Origin of the sequence: Bradyrhizobium sp. UFLA01-814 (assembly GCF_046718885.1) — a bacterium.
GTDB classification, from domain to species: Bacteria; Pseudomonadota; Alphaproteobacteria; order Rhizobiales; family Xanthobacteraceae; genus Bradyrhizobium; species Bradyrhizobium elkanii.
This window is the reverse complement of record NZ_JAQOSR010000044.1, coordinates 16,960-35,898: the sequence shown is the minus strand read 5'-3', so window position 1 is coordinate 35,898 and position 18,939 is coordinate 16,960. Positions and strand designations below refer to the sequence as shown.

Below are 18,939 nucleotides of genomic sequence, written 5' to 3'. Positions count from 1 at the left end.
CATGCTGGCGCGTCTGTCGATCCGTGACATCGTCCTGATCGAACGGCTCGATATCGAATTTTCCCGTGGCCTCGCGGTGCTGACCGGCGAAACCGGCGCAGGCAAATCCATCCTGCTCGATGCCTTTGCGCTGGCGCTCGGCGGCCGCGGCGATGCCGGACTGGTGCGCCACGGCGCCGAACAGGGGCAGGTCACCGCCATGTTCGATGTCCCGAAGGGGCATCCGGCGGCCGGGATCCTGGCCGAGAACGGCCTCGACGACACCGGTGAGATGATCCTGCGCCGCGTGCAGCTCGCCGACGGCCGCACCCGCGCCTTCATCAACGATCAGGCGATCAGCGTGCAGACCCTGAAGGCGGTCGGCGCCGCGCTGGTCGAGATCCACGGCCAACATGACGAGCGCGCGCTGGTCGACGCCTCCACCCATCGCCAGCTGCTCGATGCCTTCGCCGGCCACGAGAAGGACGTCGCGGCGCTGGAAGCGCTGTGGGACATCAGGCGGACCGCCAATGCTGATCTCGACGAGCATCGCGCCGGCATGGAGCGCGCCGCGCGCGAGGCGGACTATCTGCGCCATGCCTCGCAGGAGCTGAAGACGCTGGCGCCGAAGGAAGGCGAGGAGACCGAGCTCGCGGGTCGCCGCACTACCATGATGCAGGGCGAGAAGATCGCAACCGATCTGCGCGAGGCGCAGGAGGCGATCGGCGGCTCGCATTCGCCGGTGGCGTCGCTGTCGGCTGCGGTACGGCGGCTGGAGCGGCGCGCCGCCAATGCGCCTGCGCTGATCGAGCCCGCGGTCAAGGCGATCGACATTGCGATCAACGCGCTGGAAGAGGCCGACCAGCATCTCAACGCCGCGCTGGCGGCGACCGATTTCGATCCGGCCGAGCTGGAGCGCATCGAGGAGCGGCTGTTCGCGCTGCGTGCCGCCTCGCGTAAATATTCAACGCCGGTCGATCTGCTGGCCGCGCTGGCGGCGCAATATGCCGGCGACGTCGCGCTGATCGATGCCGGCGCCGACCAGCTGAAGAAGCTGGAAGCGGCCGCCGGTGAGGCCGACAAGCGCTATGCGGCGGCTGCCGCCAAACTGTCGGCGGCGCGCACCAAGGCCGCCGAGAAGCTCAACAAGGCCGTCAACGCCGAGCTTGCGCCGCTCAAGCTCGAGCGCGCGAAGTTCATGACCCAGGTCGAGAGCAGCGCGGCCGCGCCGGGGCCGCAAGGCATCGACCGCGTCGAGTTCTGGGTGCAGACCAATCCGGGCACCAAGCCGGGGCCGATGATGAAGGTCGCCTCCGGCGGCGAGCTGTCGCGCTTCCTGCTGGCGCTGAAGGTCGTGCTGGCCGATCGCGGCTCGGCGCCGACTTTGGTGTTCGACGAAATCGACACCGGTGTCGGCGGCGCGGTGGCCGATGCGATCGGCTCGCGGCTGGCGCGCCTTGCCGGCAAGGTGCAGGTGATGGCAGTGACGCACGCGCCGCAGGTCGCCGCCCGGGCGAGCCAACATCTTCTGATCTCCAAGGACGCGCTCGACAAGGGCAAGCGGGTTGCCACCCGCGTCAACGCGCTCGCCGCCGACCACCGCCGCGAAGAGATCGCGCGCATGCTGGCCGGCGCCGAGATCACCGCGGAGGCGAGGGCGGCCGCGGAACGGCTGCTCAGGGCGGCGACAGCGTAATCTCTCCCCCTCGTCATTCCGGGGCGATGCGAAGCATCGAACCCGGAATCTCGAGATTCCGGGTTCATCGCTGCGCGATGCCCCGGAATGACCACCTCGGGTACAGATCGACTCGTACAAGTCATTCCACTGCGGATTGCTCGCTTCGATCAATTGCGCCTTCCAGGCTCGCTTCCACTTCTTGAACTCCTTCTCGCGTGATATCGCGGAGATCGGGTCGTCGTAGATTTCGAACCAAACCAGCTGCGTGATGTTGTATTTGGACGTGAAGCCTGGGACGGCCTTCATTCGATGTTCGTAGACCCGCCGCACGAGATCGTTGGTGATCCCAACATAGATTGCTCCGTCTCGTCGACTTGCTAGAATGTACACGTAGTACGACATGAGCCCCATTTCCCACACAGTCATTCCGGGGCGATGCGAAGCATCGAACCCGGAATCTCGAGATTCCGGGTTCGGTCCTGACGGACCGCCCCGGAATGACGAAAAACTATAGCGCGCCCGTCGCATGGCTAAAGCAGCAAAAAAGAAAGAACTCTCCGACGTCGACAAGCTCACCAAGGCCCAGGCCAAGGTCGAGTTGATGCGCCTTGCGCTCGAGCTCGAAGGTCACGACAAGCGCTACTATCAGGACGACGCGCCCAGCGTCACCGATGCCGAATACGACGGGTTGCGGCAGCGCTACAATGCGATCGAGAAGCGCTTCCCTGAATTCGTCACCGCGGAATCGCCGTCGCAGAAGGTCGGCGCTGCGCCGTCGGGGCGCTTCAGGAAGGTCCGCCATTCGCTGCCGATGCTGTCGCTCGACAACGCGTTCGCGGAAGCCGACGTGGTCGACTTCGTCGGACGCATCACGCGCTTCCTCAAGTTGCCGGATGACAAGATCGATTTCTCGGCCGAGCCGAAGATCGACGGGCTCTCAATGTCGCTACGCTACGAGGGCGGCGAGCTCGTCACCGCGGCAACCCGCGGCGACGGCACCGAGGGTGAGGACGTCACCGCCAACATCCGCACGCTCGAGGACGTGCCGCAGAAACTGAAGGGCCGCAACGTGCCCGACATCTGCGAGGTGCGCGGCGAGGTCTACATGACCAAGAAGGCGTTCCTTGCGCTCAACGAGCGGCAGAAGGCGGCCGGCGACACCATCTTCGCCAATCCGCGCAATTCGGCGGCCGGCTCGCTGCGGCAGAAGGATCCCACCATCACCGCCTCGCGGCCGCTCGGCTTCTTCGCCTATGCCTGGGGCGAGATGAGCGCGATGCCGGAAGATACGCAGACAGGCATGATCCACTGGTTCGAGCGGTGCGGCTTCAAGACCAATCCGCTGACCAAATTGTGTCACTCGGTCGAGGAGCTGATCGCGTTCCATCGCAAGATCGAGGAGCAGCGCGCCGAGCTCGACTACGACATCGACGGCGTCGTCTACAAGGTCGATCGCATCGACTGGCAGGAGCGGCTCGGCTTCGTGTCGCGCACGCCGCGCTGGGCGATCGCGCACAAACTCCCGGCCGAGCGCGCCATGACGGTGCTGCGCGACATCGAGATCCAGGTTGGACGCACCGGCTCATTCACGCCGGTCGGCAAGCTCGAGCCGGTCGGTGTCGGCGGCGTGATCGTGCAGAACGTCACGCTGCACAATGAAGACTACATCAAGGGCATCGGCAACAAGGGCGAGGTGCTGCGCGAGGGACGCGACATCAGGATCGGCGACACCGTGGTGATCCAGCGCGCCGGCGACGTGATCCCGCAGGTCGTCGACGTCGTGATCGACAAGCGGCCGAAGAACGCGAAGGAATTCCACTTCCCGAAGAAATGTCCGTGCCCGCTGCACACCGATGTGGTGCGCGAGGAGACCGCGGCCGGCGAGGAAGGCTCGCGCGCCCGCTGCACCGGCGAGTTCGCCTGTCCGTTCCAGAAGGTCGAGCACCTCATTCTGTTCGTGTCGCGCCGCGCCTTCGACATCGACGGTCTCGGCGTGAAGCAGTTGCAGTATTTTTTCGACGAGGGATGGGTCAAGGAGCCGGCTGATATCTTCACGCTGCAGAAGCGCAACGCGAAGCTGAAGCTGGAGGGCATCGAAGGCTACGGCGAGACCTCGGTGCGCAATCTGTTCGCGGCGATCGACAGCCGCCGCAGGATCGGCCTGGAGCGCTTCATCTACGCGCTCGGCATGCGCCATGTCGGCGAGACCACCGCGCTGGCGCTGGCGCGCGGCTATGGCTCGTGGGACGCGTTCCACGATGCCTGCCTCAAGGTCGCCAAGGGCGACGAGGAAGCGATGGCGGAGATGGATGCGCTCGACCAGATCGGCGACACCGTGATCAAGAGCATCGCGGACTATTTCGGCGAGAGCCACAATCGCGGCATCGTCGAGCGGCTGACCGGGGAGCTCGACGAGATCATCGACGCCGAGAAGCCGAAGAGCAATTCGGCGGTGGCCGGCAAGACCGTGGTGTTCACCGGATCGCTCGAGAAGATGACGCGCGACGAGGCCAAGGCGACGGCCGAACGGTTGGGCGCCAAGGCGGCCGGCTCGGTGTCGAAGAAGACCGACTATGTCGTCGCGGGGCCGGGCGCCGGCTCGAAGCTTGCCGAAGCGCAGAAGCACGGCGTCCAGGTGCTCACCGAGGACGAGTGGCTGAAGCTGATCGGGGAGTAGGATGTCCGTCATTCCGGGGCGCCTCGAAGAGACGAACCCGGAATCTCGAGATTCCGGGTTCGATGCTGCGCATCGCCCCGGAATGACGAACTGCTCACATCATCCCCTGCTCATCCTCCTCGGCCTGCGCGATCAGCTCCTCGCTCACCACCACCTTCCGCCGCGGCACGACGAAGATCATGGTGCAGGCGCAGGCGATCGAGATCGCGAAGATCGCCGCGGTCAGCGGCAGCGTCGTGGTGGAGTGGCCGCCGAGATAGGCACCGAATTGCGAGATCAGCGAGCCGATGCCCTGCTGCAGAAACCCCATGGCGCCCGAGGCGGTGCCGGCGGCTTCGGGCCGGATGCTGATCGCGCCGGCGGCGGAATTGGCCATCACAAAGGCGTTGGCGATCATCACGATCATCTGGGTGCCGAACAGCCAGAGCGGGGCCTGGTTTACTCCGGTAAAACTCCAGACCAGGTTCAGCAGGCTGCCGCCGACCTGCAGCGCGAGGCCGAACCAGATCAGCTTCTCCAGCGAGTGCCGCGGCGCGAAGCGCACGCACAGGAGATTGCCGACGAAGTAGCCGAACCCCGTCATCGCGAACCACGCGCCATACTCGGCGCTGGTCCGGCCCATCTGGGTCACCACGATGTAAGGGCCGCCGCCGGCGAAGGCGAAGATGATCTGCGACGCCAGCACCTGACACAGCAGATAGCCGACGAAGGCGCGGCTCGTCATCAGCTTGCCGAGGTCGCCGCGAAAGCTGGAGCTGTCGGCCCGGTCGCGGCGGGTTTCCGGCAACGCCAGCGCGATGAAGATCGTGGTGATCAGCGACGCCGCGGTGATGAGATAGAGGATCGCACGCCAGCCGAATGTGGTCTCCAGCAGGCCGCCGGTCAACGGGCTCACCATTTGCGCGATCATCAGCGCGGCGACGACGAGGCTGATCATGGCGCCGACCCGCTCGCGCGGATAGAGATCGCGGATGATGGCACGGCTGATCACCATGCCGCTGGCGCCGCCGAGCGCCTGGAAGAAGCGCGCCGCGATCAGTTGCGGCAGGGTCTCGGCGAACACCGAGCCGACGCCGGCCACGACCATCAGGCCGAGGCCCGCGAGCAGCACCGGCCGACGGCCGAACCTGTCGGACAGCGGCCCCATGATCAGCTGTGAAAGCGCGATGCCGACCATGTAGAGCGACACGGTCATCTGCGCGATAGAGATGTCGCGGCCAAAGGTGGTCGCCAGCACCGGCAGCGCCGGCACCAGCATGTAGAGCGAGATCGGCGCCACGCCCGTCATCACGACGAGCATCAGCAGCATGACCTTCGATGTCGCGATGTTGTCTTTGGCCGCTCCGGGCGGCTTGCCCATCACGCCGTGCATTCAGGTCCGATCCAGCATTGTAAAAAGACTGTAGCGTGCCCGTCCGCGCGGAATATGGGTGTTTCGGCATACGCCCATGCGATTTCAGGAGACGCTAGCGACGATGTTTCGTCTCGCGCAATAAACACACTGTCGTCAGCCGCGAATTCTGCTGTCGTCCTCCGCGAAAGCGGGGGACCCAGTATTCCAGACACCGGTCATCGAACTACACTGTAAAATTGCTACGGCCAATGTCCCCGAGCAATCGACCATAGCCTCTTTTAGACCGGTAGCCTTTCAGGCGATTGACAAAGAAAATGCAACGTCGGATAGAATGAAATGGGAATTCAAATGAGCACGGCTGCGCGGAGGAACGACGGTCGTCCCTCACGCAGGTAACGCGGGACAACGTGATGGCTGATGATGCGAACGGGACTGCGGTCGGAAAATGGCTGATCAGCAACGGGGCGGGCGAGGACGCTCAGGCGTTCTACGATCAGGGCTATACCGAGATTGAAGACGTCACTGCCGAGGCGATCGACGACCTGATTAAGAAGAAGGGCACGGCGGCCAAGCTGAAGCGCCTGCTTGCCCAGAGGAACAAGCCGAAGAAGTCGGCGGTCGAGCCGATGCCGCCGCCCGATTTGCCAGCCGGAACGACCTTCGATCTGACGGCGCCCGTCCTCCAGCACGCAGACGTCGAATTCAGGGTCCCGTCCGCGCTGAGTGTCGATCGGGGCGACGCGGCAGTATTGCCGACGGATATCAAGCCCGAAGAATGGATGGTCATCGCGTTCAATTCAAAGCTCGTCTACGGATACAACATGCGTGGGCCGGCGCCGGCGCGTCCGCGTGAGCCGGTGCTGTACTGGAAGGTTCCGGCCGCAAACGCGAGCTTCATGCGCAACGAACAAGATCACGCGCGCGTGACAAGCTCGGTCACCTACACGTCGGAATCGTCGACCTATGTCCGCGCCGGGTTCGACAAGGAGACGGCAAGCGCAGGCTATGCGTTCTGCTCGGCTTCGTTCGAGCGCAGTCACAAGGAGAGGCACGCGCAAAGCCTCAGTCGTACGCGGCGCCATATGGTCGGATTCTATCAATTTCCGCGCGCGACCGTTTTCCTTGACGCCTGCACGACAGTCTCGCCGAAATTCGTCGACGCCGTGACGGCTGCCCTCGAGCAACAATATCCGGGCAAGGAACTGGAAAGCGTCATGGCGAAATTCGGCCACGTGGTGCCCTCGGAGGTGCTGCTCGGCGGCCAACTGACGCTCACCTATTCCGAGGAGACCGACGCCTCGGCGACCGAGGACGAAAGCGAAGATCAGATCTCGGCCGCGGTCAGCTTCAAGGTCGGCCAGGCAAGCGGTGGAGCTTCGTTCACCAAGCAGACCTCGGAGAGCCGCAAGACCGCCGCGGAGCAGATTGCGCAAAACACAAGCTTCGAAGGGTATGGGGGAGACACCCGGTTGGTGAGCACGCCCTCCTCATGGGGCGCAACCGTCGGCGAACCGAACAAATGGGCGGTCATCGGCAATACGGGCGTCACCTCCACACTCAATCTGTTGCCTGACGACCTTAAGGCGCGCGCGCTGCAGTTCTGGCGTGTGGAGCCGGACCCGCTTCCGCGTGCGACCACCCGTTCGCCCAATGTCAACTATCGGGCAACCACCGATGGCTTTGTCAGCGCCCACGTTCGGGTCAACGTCGAAAATGATGGCTCCGAGGTCTATGGCCTCACGGACAGCGCCAGCGATCCCAAGACGTGCCGGGCCAGCGCGGGCTGCCACTGGTACAAAGACGAGCACATGTGGGGCGGCAGCCTGTTCATGCCGGTGCGCGCGAAGGACTACTATAACCTCAGCTTCACGCCGCGCTGGGGCGGGTCGGTCGCGGCGGCCTATTTCCAGCCGTTCCCGCTAGCGCTCGGCGAATGGGAGCGCCTCGAACCCAACAAACGTTACCCGAATCGGCAGCAGGATGGCTTCGTTGTTGCGAGACTCCAGCACGCGCAGGATGGCAATCGCGGCAACATCTGCGGAAGGCAATCGGCGTTGGGTCAGGACCTCGCGCAATGCGTCGCGTCATCGATCCACTGGTACGATCATTCCGACACTTGCATCGCGGCGGAGAGCTTTTGCATGCCGGTCGTCAAAGGAAGCGATTTTATCGTCGACTTCGTGCCGACCTACGGCAACCCGCAGGTCGAGGCCTACTGGATACCGATCGGCGCGTCCAACAGGATGCTGCCGCTGGAGCGCCGCGAGGTCAACAAGATCAATGTCGCGGATACGAATGGAATCCTGTTCGGATATCTGAACGCGGGAGGAGGGTCGGACAGTGCGGAGGGGACACTGTCGCTCACGGTTGCCGACAACGAGGACTTCAAGAACCCCGTCACCATCACGGGGACGAACGTTCAATACTGCGAGCGGTACAACAAGTTCATTCCTTGCAATTCTGCGACTGCCGTTGTGCGCAAGGGCACGCCGTACAGAGCGGTTTTCAAGGTGGACGCGGCACCCGTGACGGCCGTCGTCAGCTGGGTCGGCATCGAGCCGGCGTGACGCATGTGTCGAAGGCGAAGCGCCGGCAGTGAGGCCGGCGTTTCAGCCCGCCTTCAGAGGCGCCTTTTCGCGACCAGGCTTCAACTCAATTTGAGAGATGTTATTTTGGTATGGAGAATGGCGTGACCTTCCGTCGTACGGGCCAGGGTCGACATCTCGACATGGCTCCCATCGACTTTGGACGGTACGTAAAAAACGACGGTCTGCATAAGGGATTTTCCGCTCATCTGATCGTCACCCAAATAAGACTGGCATAGGTAAGTCTTGTACTTTGTCTGATTGTCGTTAGCCCAAGTCTTGACACTGCCCCAGTTCATATCGCCGGTAACAATGATGATTTTCGCATCCGCCATGGTTCCACAATCGAGCACATATTTCAGCAAAGCGCCGAGTTCTGCCTGCGCGCTATTCCCGAAATACTGGCCCGACTTGCAGTGAAGCGTGGCGATCCAAACCACGAATTTAGCGTTCTTCCTGGAGCTGAGCGCGATCTGGGCAACCCCTCGGCCCGTCATGGTTTCGGGCAATTTGAAGGACTTGGCGTCCGCCTTTTGCCAAAGAGAGTCGGCGTTACGAAGAAACAGACCTACGTTGAGACCTGCATTGTGATGGACCGTATCCTGGTAAAGCGCGATGCAGTCATACCCTTGCGCCGTACAACCCTCGCCCAGCTCTTGACAGGCAAGCACGTCATAGGCCGTCCCTCGGGATTTGGACCCCATGCCGCCGAGCAAGACCTGCTTACTGTGATTGCAGTTGACGGTGTAGATGGACAGGCTCGGTTGTTCTTTCTCCGCGCTGTAGTCGACGTCCATCGAAGACATGGCATGTTCCATTTCTATCGGCGGCAACAAATGCCGTGTTCCCTCGGCGCTCCGTCCGACGTTCTACGTCGACGACGGCGGCGCATGCAACCATAGGGGATATCGAGCTTCGTAACTTGTCAATAGTTGCATTCCTCGATGAAAGAAAACCCGCCCCCCGCGGGGGATGACACCGAATGTGTGGATGCTTGTGTGCACCGCTACTTCAGCGCCGCTGTCGCCTCGTCGAGCCACAGCTTCGTTGCGTTGTCGTCGAGATGCGGCCGCACCACCTGCGCGACGCGGGCGTGGTAGTCGTTGAGCCAGGCCAGTTCGCTTTGGCTCAGCATGCTGACCTCGATCAGGCGGCGATCGATCGGCGCCAGCGTCAGCGTTTCGAAAGCGTTGACCGGCTTCTCGGCGCCGGCAATGTCGGTGCCGATCACGAGCTCGAGGTTCTCGATCCGGATGCCGTAGGCGTCGGTCTTGTAGTAGCCGGGCTCGTTGGACAGGATCATGCCGCGCTTCAGCGGCGTGGTGCCGAGCTTGGAAATCCGCGCCGGCCCTTCATGGACGCTGAGATAGCTGCCGACGCCGTGGCCGGTGCCGTGCTCGAAATCGATCCCGGCCTGCCAGAGATATTGCCGCGCCAGCGTGTCGAGCTGCGCGCCGGTGGTGCCGTCGGGGAAGATCGCACGGGCGATCGCGATATGGCCGCGCAGCACGCGGGTGAAGCGGTCGCGCATCTCGTCGGTCGGCTTGCCGATCGCGATGGTGCGGGTGACGTCGGTGGTGCCGTCCTCATATTGCGCGCCGGAATCGATCAGCAGGAGGTCGCCGGGCTCGATGCGGCGGTTGCTCTTGCGCGTCACGCGGTAGTGCACGATGGCGCCGTTCGGCCCGGTGCCGGCGATGGTCGGGAACGAGACGTCCTTCAGCGCGCCGGTCTGGCGGCGGAACGTCTCCAGCGCCTCGACGGTGTCGATCTCGGTGAGGCTGCCGGAGGGCGCCTCGCGGTCGATCCAGGCGAGGAAACGCACCAGCGCCACCGCGTCGCGCTGATGCGCCGTGCGCGTGCCCTCGATCTCGGTGACGTTCTTGACCGCCTTCAAGAGGCTCACCGGATCGCTGCCGCGCACCGGCTTGCCGCCGGCACCCGCGATCAGGCGGCTCAGGGCGTCGGCTGCGGTCGCGCTGTCGAGCGCGATCGAGGCGCCGCGCTTGGCGAGCTCGGTGAGTTTTGCCGCCAGCGCCGCGGGCTGCTCGACATCGGCCGATTGCTCGAGATGGTCGCGTGTCGAGTTGGACAGCTTGCGCTGATCGATGAACACCAGCGGCCGGCCTTCCTTCGGCACCAGCGCATAGGACAGCGGCAGTGGCGTATGCGAGACGTCGGCGCCGCGGATGTTGAAGGTCCAGGCCACCGCGTGGCTGTCGGACAGCACCAGCGCGTCGACGCCGAGCTTGTTGATCTCGAGCCGGATGCGCTTGAGCTTCTCGGCTTCGATCTCCCCGGAAAACTGCGCGCCGTGGATCGTGACCGGGCCGAGCGGCGGTGCCGGCCGCTCGTGCCAGATCGCATCGACCGGATTGCCGTCGACGGCGACCAGTTCCGCGCCGGCCTTGGCGCAGGCGGTTGCCAGCCGTTCGGCTGCCGAAGAAGTGTGCAGCCAGGGGTCAAATCCCAGGCGGTCGCCGGCCACCAGATGCCGGGTCAGCCAATGCTCCGGCGGCGGCTCGACCAGCGGCTCGACCTGCCAGGCCTTGCGGTCGACCTGCTTGCCGGCCTGCAGCGTGTAGCGGCCGTCGACGAACAGGGCCGCTTCCTTGCTCAGCACGATCGCGAGCCCGGCCGATCCGGTGAAGCCGGTCAGCCAGGCGAGCCGCTCCTCGGAGGCTGCGACATATTCATTCTGCTGCTGGTCGGCGCGCGGAATCACGAACCCGGTCAGCTTGCGCCGCGCCAGTTCCTCGCGCAGCGCGCTCAAGCGTGCAGTCAGCGCCACGCCGCCTTCGGGCTCTTCGAACGTCTGGAAATGGGCTTCGAACATCGCCGTCGTACTCTCTTCAGATGGAAGCATGACCTTCGCGCGAGCGCGGTCAAGCATGACCATATTTTTGGCATAACTTATGCTTGAATATGGCATAGTGGAATTGGCCGGACGATGTCCACTGCACGTCAACGGTCAAGCGTATGGGGAGTGTCCAGGAGTGTCTCAACTCAACGGTGAGGAGATGCACGATGCCTGCATTCACGTTTGAGAAGATCTCGCCGCCGGTCCGCCGCGGCCCGATTGCGCCGGTCGAACAGAAGCAGCGCGGCGTCATCGTCCAGATGCTGGACCGCCTGGTCGAGGCGCGGGCCAAGCGTGCGGCCGGTCAGGACAAGGTCGAGACCATCCGCAGCGATTCTCCGGCACCCGAATAGCTAATCCACGGATCGCGGCTACCGTTCCAGATCCGACGCCTTCGCCACGGTCACATTGACGACCTTGCCGTCCTCGAGCTCGCGCACGATCCGCTCATCGGGGCCGACGATGCCGAGATCGAATTCACGATCGGGCGTCAGCAGCGTCATGCGCCTGCCGGCGATCACGACGACGGTCATATCGAGCGTCTCGCCGGACATCGCCCATTCCCTGAGCTCGTTGCGAAACGGCTCCCTGCGCCAGGCGTCGGGGAAGCCCGGGTCGCATCTGACCTCAAGACCATCTTCGGACGTGGTCAGGACGAGCTTCGACCTGGAAGGCTTCCAGTGCTCCTCCAGCAGCTCGTTCGCCAGCCAGACGCAGCTGAAGGCGCGGCATTCCGTCGGCCGGCCCGGATAGGTCCGGCAGCCGCGCCCCGGCTCGCAATGCGGGCACCACGTATTGGCGGGCTTGGCCAGTTCCTCGATCGCCATCACCTTGCAGCAGAGCGTGCAGTCGCCGCACTGTCTGCCGGTCGCGGTCACTTCACGAAACGCAGCAGCAGGCTGCTCCAGCCCTCGATCTTCAGATGCCGCAGCGGCACCAGCCCTCGGGCACGGTAGGCGGCGATGACCGCCGGCGCCTGGTGCGTCAACAGGCCCGAGAGAATGACCTGCGCCGACGAGGCCAGGTGGCGCGCCATCGGGCCGGCCAGTTGCCGCAGCGGATTGGCGAGGATGTTGGCGAGCACCAGGTCGAATGGACCGTCCTCGGCAAAGCGCGGCGACGCAAAGCCGGTGGCGCGGATCAGGTCCACCAGATCGCCTGCGCCGTTCAGCCGGGCATTCTCCTCGGCGACTCTGACCGACGGCGGGTCGATGTCGCTCGCCAGCACCTTGCCGTGCAGCGCCTTGGCGGCGGCGATCGCCAGCACGCCGGTCCCGGTGCCGAGATCCAGCACGCGGCGGGGTTGATACGCCTTCAGCACGTGGTCGAGCAGCAGCAGGCAGCCGCGCGTGGTGCCGTGATGGCCGGTGCCGAAGGCCAGCGCCGCCTCGATCTCGATCCCGAGCTTGTTGGGGGGTATCCGGTGCCGGTCATGCTGGCCGTGGACGATGAAGCGGCCGGCGGCGACCGGGACAAGATCTTCCAGGCTGGCCTTGACCCAGTCCTTGGCCTCCACGGTATCAAAAACTAAAGTAGATGCGACATTCTGCCGCACCACCTGGCCGACCAGCTCGCGCAGTAAATCTTGATCCGGCGGCTCGGCAAAATGGACGGTGACGTCCCAGCGGCCATCCGGCCGCTCGAAGGCTGCAAACGCCGCCTGATCCTCGAAAAACACCTCGGAAAGCGCGTCTACCACGCGCTTTGCGGTCGATTCATCTGGAAGGGTGACGCTGGCGCGGTGTGTGGACGGGGTCATCGGAGGCCGGTAGCGCGGTTTTTGTTAAAATTTCAAGCCGGATTCAATCGAATATCGCGAGAATTGAGAGGTTCCCGGTTCAGACAACCTTAGATGTTGCCGTACTAGTACGGTGGCGGAACTGGGAACACCCTTCGTTCCAAGGCATCACAACCAAGGGCAGGGCTGCAATGAAGGCTTTTATCGTTAAGTTTTTGCGGAATGAATCCGGCGCGACCGCCATCGAATACGGACTGATCGCGACCGGTATCGCCATCGCCATCATCGCTGCGGTGAATGGCGTCGGCTCGGCACTGAGCGGGACCTTCAACTCGATCAGCGGCTCGCTGAAGTAATCTCTCGAACGGCGTTCTCAGGGAAGCACCGGGCGACATGTCGCCCGGTGTTTTCTTTTTGACCGGTTGTCCACAGAGCCACACCCAGCTTGTCGACAAGACATCAACCGCGTTCTCCAGGGATTGTCAGCGTCCGTCGCACAGCCGGTCCACAGCGACGTCCACCGGTTATCCCGTCTTGAGACGACGCCTCTGTCCACCGCAGACACCCAGCCTCTCAACGCGCCTGTCCACAGCTTGTCCCGCGATGAGCGCGGCGCGTGGTGTCCGCTCTACGTGAATAGCGCCCGATGGTCGGCCAAGATCGCCCGCGCGGCATTGTGGCCTGGGGCGCCGGTGACGCCGCCGCCGGGATGGGCGCCCGAACCGCAATGGTAGAGGCCCTTCAGAGGTCCGCGATAGTCGGCATGGCCGAGCATCGGCCGCGCCGAGAACAATTGGTTCAATGTCAGCGCGCCGTGAAAGATGTCGCCGCCGAGCAGGCCGAACTGCCGCTCGAGGTCGAGCGGCGACAGGACCTGGCGGCCGATCACGGTGCCTGCGAACCCGGGGGCATATTGGTCGACCGTTGCGATCATCAGATCGGCGACCTCGTCGCGATGATCGTCCCACGATCTGCCGTCGGGCAGTTGCGGTGCGACATGCTGGCAGAACAGGCTCGCGACATGCTGGCCCGGCGGGCTCAGGCTGTCGTCGAGCGTCGAGGGGATCAGCACCTCGACGACCGGCGCGCGGCTCCAGCCGAATTCGCGCGCATCGTGCCAGGCGCGATCCATGTAGCCGAGGCTCGGGGCGATGATGATGCCCGCCGTGAGGTGATCGCCGGGGCCGGGGAGCGCGGTGAACGAGGGCACGGCGCTGAGCGCCACATTCATCCTGAACGTGCCGGACCCGTTCCGCCATCGTGAGATACGCGCGCGAAACTCGGGCGCCAATGCGGCTTCCGGCACCAGACGCGTGTACAGCAGCTTCGGATTGACGTTCGAGACGACGTATTTGGCGCGCAGGGTCTTGTCATTGTCGAGGACGACGCCGACGGCGCGCGCCTTCTCGACGATCACCTCGCGGACGGGCGCATCGGTTTCGATCTCGACGCCATGGCTGCGCGCGGCACGCGCCATCGCCTGGGTGATCGCACCCATGCCGCCGATCGCGTGGCCCCAGACGCCTTTCTTGCCGTTTACCTCGCCGAACGCATGATGCAGCATGACATAGGCGGAGCCGGCCGCGTAGGGGCTGGCATAATTGCCGACGATGGCATCGAAGCCGAACAGCGCCTTGACGAGGTCGTTCTCGAAACGCTCGTCGAGCATCTCACCGGCCGATCGCGTGAACAGGTCGAGCAGATTGCGCTGCTGTTCCAGCGACAGCCGGCGCAGGATGTTGGCGGTGCCGAGCGCGTTGAAGGCTTCGCTGACCGCGGCGATACCAAAGCCCTCGACGACGTTCGGCGGCGCGCGCAGCACGAATTGCCGCAGCACGTCGGCGATGGCTTCGAGTTCCCCTGAGAACGCGTCGATTGCGACCGCGTCCCGGCGGCTGAGCTTTGCGACCGAGTCCCGGGTTCGGCCTTCGCCGGTCAAAAGGTAGCTGCCGTCGGGCGCGGGAAGGAAGTTCTGCGCGCGCCGCTCGACGATCCTGAGGCCGTGATCGGCAAGTTTCAGGTCAGACATGATCTGCGGATTGAGCAGGCTCACCGTGTAGGCGGCGACGGAGTTGCGGAAGCCCGGGCAAAATTCTTCGGTGACCGCGGCGCCGCCGACCACCTTGCGGCGTTCCACGACCTTCACCCGCAGCCCGGCCATCGCAAGATAGGCCGCGCAGGTGAGGCCGTTGTGCCCCGCACCGATGATGACGACGTCTGTTTCGTTCATGTCCGCTTCAAGAAGCAGTGATTAGAGCATGTGCTGTGGCGCCGCAGCGCCGCGTCGTCAAGTCCGCGTGACCGCCGTTTCTTGTCCGTGATAGTGCCGTATGCTCAACTGAAATCCTCCGGTGGGGTGCCACCGGACCGTCCGCCTCCGGCGCCCGCCGGGTCCATGCCGGAGCTTTCATGACGTCTGAGCCGACCGCCCCGCGCAACCGGCTGGTACTGGTTGTCTACACCGCCGCGATCTTCGTCAGTGCCCTGTTGCTGTTCTCGGTGCAGCCGCTGTTCACCAAGATGGTGCTACCGCGGCTCGGCGGCTCGCCGGCGGTGTGGTCGGTGGCGATGGTGTTCTTCCAGTCGCTGCTGCTCGGCGGCTACGCCTATGCGCATCTCTTGATGAAGCTGAACGGCCGTATTGCGCCGGTCGTGGTGCATCTGGTGCTGCTCGTCGTGGCGCTCGTGACCTTGCCGCTGGCGATCAGGAGCAGCTGGGGCGAGCCGCCGACGTCCGGCTATGCGGTCTGGCTGCTCGGCCTGTTCGCGGTTTCGATCGGCCTGCCGTTCTTCGCGCTCGCCGCCAACAATCCGTTGCTGCAGGCCTGGTTCGTGCGCACCGGACATCCCAACGGTCCCGATCCGTATTTTCTGTACGCATCCTCGAACATCGGCAGCTTCCTGGCGCTCTTGTCCTACCCGGTGCTGCTCGAGCCGATGTTCACGCTGCGCACCCAGAACCTGATCTGGACCGGTGGTTATGGTCTGCTGATCATTCTGATCGCGAGTTGCGGCGTGCTGCTGTTGCGGTCGCCTGCCAATGCCGCCGCACTCAACATGCAGGTCGATGACGCCAATGCGCCGGCGCCGTCCTGGCCGCTGCGGGCGCGCTGGATCTTCCTCGCCGCGGTGCCGTCCGGCCTCTTGATCGCGGTGACGGCGCATATCTCGACCGACGTCGCCGCCGCGCCCTTGCTGTGGGTGCTGCCGCTGTCGCTGTATCTCTTGACCTGGGTGCTGGTGTTCCAGTCGCGGCCGCTATTGCCGCACAAATGGATGCTGCGGGCGCAGCCGCTTGCGATTGCCGGCGTCGTGATCCTGCTTGCGGTCGGCGGCGAGCAGAACCTGCTGCTCACGCTCGGCGGCCATCAGCTCTGCTTCTTCATCATCGCGATGGCCTGTCATGGCGAGCTCGCGCGCACCCGCCCGGCGGCGAAATATCTCACCGGCTTCTACGTCGCGCTGTCGTTCGGCGGCATGGTCGGCGGCCTGTTCGCGGGGCTTATTGCGCCTTTTACTTTCTCGTGGGTCGCCGAATATCCGATCCTGCTGGCGCTCGCGGCGCTATGCCGTCCGCCCGGCGGCGCGGAGCGGTTGCTGCGCTGGAGCGCCTGGTACTGGCCGTTCCTCGCGGTGCTGGCGGTGGCGCTGATCGCGCCGAGCTATTCGGCCGGCGACATCTTCAACTGGTTCGACGTGCACCGGGTCTGGGTGATCGGCGCGGTCGGCGTGCTCTCGGCGCTGCTCGCGCTCGCGCTGAACGCCAATCGCTGGAAGATCTTCGCCACCGTCGTGGTCGCGCTGGTGGTGCTGCGCGCCTATCCATCCGACGACGGCCGCGTCGAAACCGTGCGCAGCTTCTTCGGCGTGCACAAGATCGTGGTGACGCCGAACGGGCAGTACCACGTGCTGATGCACGGCACCACGATCCATGGCGCCGAGAAGTTCAAAAACGATGACGGCACGGCGGTCACAGGAACGCCAGAACCGATCAGCTATTATCACAAGGACGGCGGCATCGGGCGGGCGATCACTGCAATCCGCGAGCGCAAGGGCGCGCCGCTGAAGGTGGCGGTGATCGGGCTGGGTTCGGGGACGCTGACCTGCGCGTCGGCCCCCGGCGAGGACTGGCGCTTCTTCGAGATCGACCAGTCGATGGTCGATACCGCGCGCGACCCGAAATACTTCACCTACATCCAGAACTGCGAGCCGAACCTCAGGCCCGTCATCGGCGACGCGCGGCTGACCTTCGCCAAGGAGCCGGACGGCGCCTACGATCTGATCATCGTCGACGCCTATTCGTCGGACGCGATCCCGATCCATCTCGCGACCGAGGAGGCGATGGCGATCTACAAGGAGAAGCTGGCGCCGCAGGGCGCGGTCGTGATGCACGTCTCCAACCGTCACCTCGAACTTGCCAGCGTCGTGGTCGGCATCGCAGACGCCAACGACATGAAGAGCTGGGTCTACAGCGAGGATTCCGGCCGCGACAACGAGTACATCTTCTCGACCTCGGTCGTGGTCTCCGCGCGCGAGGAGGAGGACGTCGGCAAGCTCGCATCGTCTGATGTCTGGACCGAGACCGAAGCCGATGAGAAGCAGCGGGTCTGGACCGACGACTATTCGAACGTGCTGGGCGCGGTGTACCGCCGCCTGCGCGACGGCGAGCAATAGGACCTGCAAGCCGAGCCAATCGCGGCGGCTTCCGCGCGATCATTCTCTAGCGATCGGCTACCAGCAGTCTGGCGAGCCGGGGCTTGACGATCGCGGCAAACATTCCGGGATCGTCGAAAGCCCTCGCCGAGAGCATTGCCCCATGAACCGATGCCATCAGCATCTGGGCCTCCTCGTGCGGCCGCTGGTCCAGCCGGAACAGATGCTGTTCCGCGCCGGCCTGCAGCACCGAGGTGAGCCATCCCGCAAGATGATGGAAATGGGCGCGGACGCGCGATGCGACCTCGTCCGGCAATATCGGCATCTCGCTGGCAAGCATCGCGCAGACGCAGAACGGCAGCGAGGCATCGCCGATGCACGCCCGCCAGAAGTTCACGTAAGCCTGCAGCTGGTCGGCCGGGCTTGCGAACTGTTCCTGAAGGGACTTCAGGCCCAGCTCGGTCTGCTGCCGGTAGCGATCCACCAGCACCGAGACCAGCTCGACCTTGGTCGGGAAGTGATGGTGGATGCTCGCCTTCCGGATGCCGATGGCATCCGAGATGTCGGCATAGCTGAACCCGTTATAGCCCCCGGCGACGATGAGGGGCTGTGCGACGTCGAGAATTTTTTCAGAAGTCGAAATCATCACGTTCACGTCATGCCTACCTTCCAGTAGGTAAATTCCAGAGGCAAATCAAGGCTTTCCTCTCCTCACAGGACGTCGGAGCGCCAGATTGACTCGGATTTGGCATCTACCTACTAGTAGGAAGACAAACAAGGAGCCTGTCAATGCAAAGCCACCTTTCGACCCAATCCGCCTGGCTGCGATCCTATTATCTCGGGCGCGCCATCTTCTCGGTCGCCTGGGTCGCCGCCGCGGTTCTGTTCAGCGGCCAAGCCGGCCCCGCCGCGGTTCTGCTCGTGATCTACCCGGCGTGGGACGGCATCGCCAATCTGGCTGACGCCCGGGTCAACGGCGGCCTGAAGGCCAACCCGTCCCAAGCCCTGAATGTCGCGGTCAGCGCGATCACGACGCTCGCCGTGATCGTGGCGCTCAGCCATAGCAGCTATGCCGTCCTGGCCGTGTTCGGGGTTTGGGCGATCCTCGCGGGCGTGCTGCAATTGTACACGGGCGTCAGGCGCTGGCGTCATTATGGCGCGCAATGGGCGATGATCCTGAGCGGCGCGCAGTCGGCACTCGCCGGCGGCTACATGATCAGCCAGTCCATCGGCACCGTTGCGCCGACCATTCTCGACGTCGCTCCCTATGCGGGCTTCGGCGCGTTCTATTTCCTGCTTTCCGCAATCTGGCTCGTTGCCACCGGCTATCGCCACGCGCGCGCTTAGAGTCAAAGCAACAATCTGGAGCTCCGCTCCGATTCAATCGGAACGGAGCGGGCTCCAAGCGCTGTCCG

At 64.3% G+C, this 18,939-nt stretch carries 14 protein-coding genes and 1 pseudogene; 7 read left to right on the top strand and 8 right to left on the bottom strand.

The annotated features are described in order from the left end of the window. The first annotated feature begins 1 nt into the window (after position 1). Entirely contained in the window at positions 2 to 1,675 is a 1,674-nt protein-coding gene (recN, locus tag PMN64_RS15855; protein ID WP_411781288.1) for a DNA repair protein RecN, read from the top strand. A 102-nt stretch (positions 1,676 to 1,777) separates the two neighbouring features. Here recN and PMN64_RS15850 read toward each other — a convergent pair. Further along, a pseudogene (locus tag PMN64_RS15850) lies at positions 1,778 to 2,059 on the bottom strand (GIY-YIG nuclease family protein); the annotation flags it as partial. Positions 2,060 to 2,183: 124 nt separating this feature from the next. Between PMN64_RS15850 and ligA the strand changes: the two are divergent. Next, entirely contained in the window at positions 2,184 to 4,334 is a 2,151-nt protein-coding gene (ligA, locus tag PMN64_RS15845; RefSeq protein ID WP_411781287.1) for an NAD-dependent DNA ligase LigA, read from the top strand. A gap of 94 nt (positions 4,335 to 4,428) precedes the next feature. Here ligA and PMN64_RS15840 read toward each other — a convergent pair whose 3' ends face one another. Further along, complete coding sequence (locus PMN64_RS15840; protein WP_411781286.1) at positions 4,429 to 5,706, bottom strand: multidrug effflux MFS transporter; 1,278 nt, start codon at positions 5,704 to 5,706, stop codon at positions 4,429 to 4,431. Between the two features lie 392 nt (positions 5,707 to 6,098). Here PMN64_RS15840 and PMN64_RS15835 point away from each other — a divergent pair, with 392 nt between their 5' ends. Continuing rightward, a complete protein-coding gene (locus PMN64_RS15835) occupies positions 6,099 to 8,255 on the top strand; it encodes a hypothetical protein (protein WP_411781285.1) in 2,157 nt (718 codons plus the stop codon). An 80-nt stretch (positions 8,256 to 8,335) separates the two neighbouring features. Here PMN64_RS15835 and PMN64_RS15830 read toward each other — a convergent pair whose 3' ends face one another. Then, a complete protein-coding gene (locus PMN64_RS15830; RefSeq protein WP_411781284.1) occupies positions 8,336 to 9,079 on the bottom strand; it encodes a hypothetical protein in 744 nt (247 codons plus the stop codon). Between the two features lie 200 nt (positions 9,080 to 9,279). Beyond that, entirely contained in the window at positions 9,280 to 11,109 is a 1,830-nt protein-coding gene (locus PMN64_RS15825; protein ID WP_411781302.1) for an aminopeptidase P family protein, read from the bottom strand. 191 nt (positions 11,110 to 11,300) lie between these two features. On the opposite strand from PMN64_RS15825, the gene PMN64_RS15820 reads away from it, so the two are divergent. Beyond that, positions 11,301 to 11,486, top strand: a complete 186-nt coding sequence (locus PMN64_RS15820; RefSeq protein WP_028342170.1) for a hypothetical protein — start codon at positions 11,301 to 11,303, stop codon at positions 11,484 to 11,486. 18 nt (positions 11,487 to 11,504) lie between these two features. Here the strand turns inward: PMN64_RS15820 and PMN64_RS15815 are convergent, their stop codons facing one another. Together PMN64_RS15815 and PMN64_RS15810 are read right to left on the bottom strand one after the other, a co-directional pair. Then, positions 11,505 to 12,011 (bottom strand): hypothetical protein, encoded by a 507-nt coding sequence (locus PMN64_RS15815; protein ID WP_411781283.1) that lies wholly within the window; start codon positions 12,009 to 12,011, stop codon positions 11,505 to 11,507. Beyond that, positions 12,008 to 12,892 carry a 50S ribosomal protein L11 methyltransferase gene (locus tag PMN64_RS15810; RefSeq protein ID WP_411781282.1) on the bottom strand — a complete coding sequence of 295 codons (885 nt, stop codon included), beginning with the start codon at positions 12,890 to 12,892 and terminating at the stop codon, positions 12,008 to 12,010. The genes PMN64_RS15815 and PMN64_RS15810 overlap by 4 nt, the downstream gene beginning before the upstream one ends. A gap of 170 nt (positions 12,893 to 13,062) precedes the next feature. Here PMN64_RS15810 and PMN64_RS15805 point away from each other — a divergent pair, with 170 nt between their 5' ends. Further along, positions 13,063 to 13,227 (top strand): Flp family type IVb pilin, encoded by a 165-nt coding sequence (locus PMN64_RS15805; protein WP_028342167.1) that lies wholly within the window; start codon positions 13,063 to 13,065, stop codon positions 13,225 to 13,227. Positions 13,228 to 13,499: 272 nt separating this feature from the next. On the opposite strand, the gene PMN64_RS15800 is transcribed toward PMN64_RS15805, so the two are convergent. Continuing rightward, positions 13,500 to 15,101: a phytoene desaturase family protein gene (locus PMN64_RS15800; protein WP_411781281.1), complete on the bottom strand. Its 1,602-nt coding sequence runs from the start codon at positions 15,099 to 15,101 to the stop codon at positions 13,500 to 13,502. A 179-nt stretch (positions 15,102 to 15,280) separates the two neighbouring features. Between PMN64_RS15800 and PMN64_RS15795 the strand changes: the two genes are divergently transcribed. Further along, on the top strand, positions 15,281 to 17,545 hold the full coding sequence (locus PMN64_RS15795; protein ID WP_411781280.1) for a spermidine synthase: 2,265 nt from the start codon (positions 15,281 to 15,283) through the stop codon (positions 17,543 to 17,545). A 46-nt stretch (positions 17,546 to 17,591) separates the two neighbouring features. Here the strand turns inward: PMN64_RS15795 and PMN64_RS15790 are convergent, their stop codons facing one another. Next, positions 17,592 to 18,179 (bottom strand): TetR/AcrR family transcriptional regulator, encoded by a 588-nt coding sequence (locus tag PMN64_RS15790; RefSeq protein ID WP_411781279.1) that lies wholly within the window; start codon positions 18,177 to 18,179, stop codon positions 17,592 to 17,594. Positions 18,180 to 18,313: 134 nt separating this feature from the next. On the opposite strand from PMN64_RS15790, the gene PMN64_RS15785 reads away from it, so the two are divergent. Next, complete coding sequence (locus PMN64_RS15785; RefSeq protein ID WP_411781277.1) at positions 18,314 to 18,871, top strand: DUF308 domain-containing protein; 558 nt, start codon at positions 18,314 to 18,316, stop codon at positions 18,869 to 18,871. Positions 18,872 to 18,939: the final 68 nt, after the last annotated feature.

Coding starts and splice junctions, on each gene's coding strand:
- recN (WP_411781288.1), top strand. CDS start 2: ATGCTGGCGCGTCTGTCGATCCGTGACATCGTCCTGATCGAACGGCTC.
- ligA (WP_411781287.1), top strand. CDS start 2,184: ATGGCTAAAGCAGCAAAAAAGAAAGAACTCTCCGACGTCGACAAGCTC.
- PMN64_RS15840 (WP_411781286.1), bottom strand. CDS start 5,706: ATGCACGGCGTGATGGGCAAGCCGCCCGGAGCGGCCAAAGACAACATC.
- PMN64_RS15835 (WP_411781285.1), top strand. CDS start 6,099: ATGGCTGATGATGCGAACGGGACTGCGGTCGGAAAATGGCTGATCAGC.
- PMN64_RS15830 (WP_411781284.1), bottom strand. CDS start 9,079: ATGTCTTCGATGGACGTCGACTACAGCGCGGAGAAAGAACAACCGAGC.
- PMN64_RS15825 (WP_411781302.1), bottom strand. CDS start 11,109: ATGTTCGAAGCCCATTTCCAGACGTTCGAAGAGCCCGAAGGCGGCGTG.
- PMN64_RS15820 (WP_028342170.1), top strand. CDS start 11,301: ATGCCTGCATTCACGTTTGAGAAGATCTCGCCGCCGGTCCGCCGCGGC.
- PMN64_RS15810 (WP_411781282.1), bottom strand. CDS start 12,892: ATGACCCCGTCCACACACCGCGCCAGCGTCACCCTTCCAGATGAATCG.
- PMN64_RS15805 (WP_028342167.1), top strand. CDS start 13,063: ATGAAGGCTTTTATCGTTAAGTTTTTGCGGAATGAATCCGGCGCGACC.
- PMN64_RS15800 (WP_411781281.1), bottom strand. CDS start 15,101: ATGAACGAAACAGACGTCGTCATCATCGGTGCGGGGCACAACGGCCTC.
- PMN64_RS15795 (WP_411781280.1), top strand. CDS start 15,281: ATGACGTCTGAGCCGACCGCCCCGCGCAACCGGCTGGTACTGGTTGTC.
- PMN64_RS15785 (WP_411781277.1), top strand. CDS start 18,314: ATGCAAAGCCACCTTTCGACCCAATCCGCCTGGCTGCGATCCTATTAT.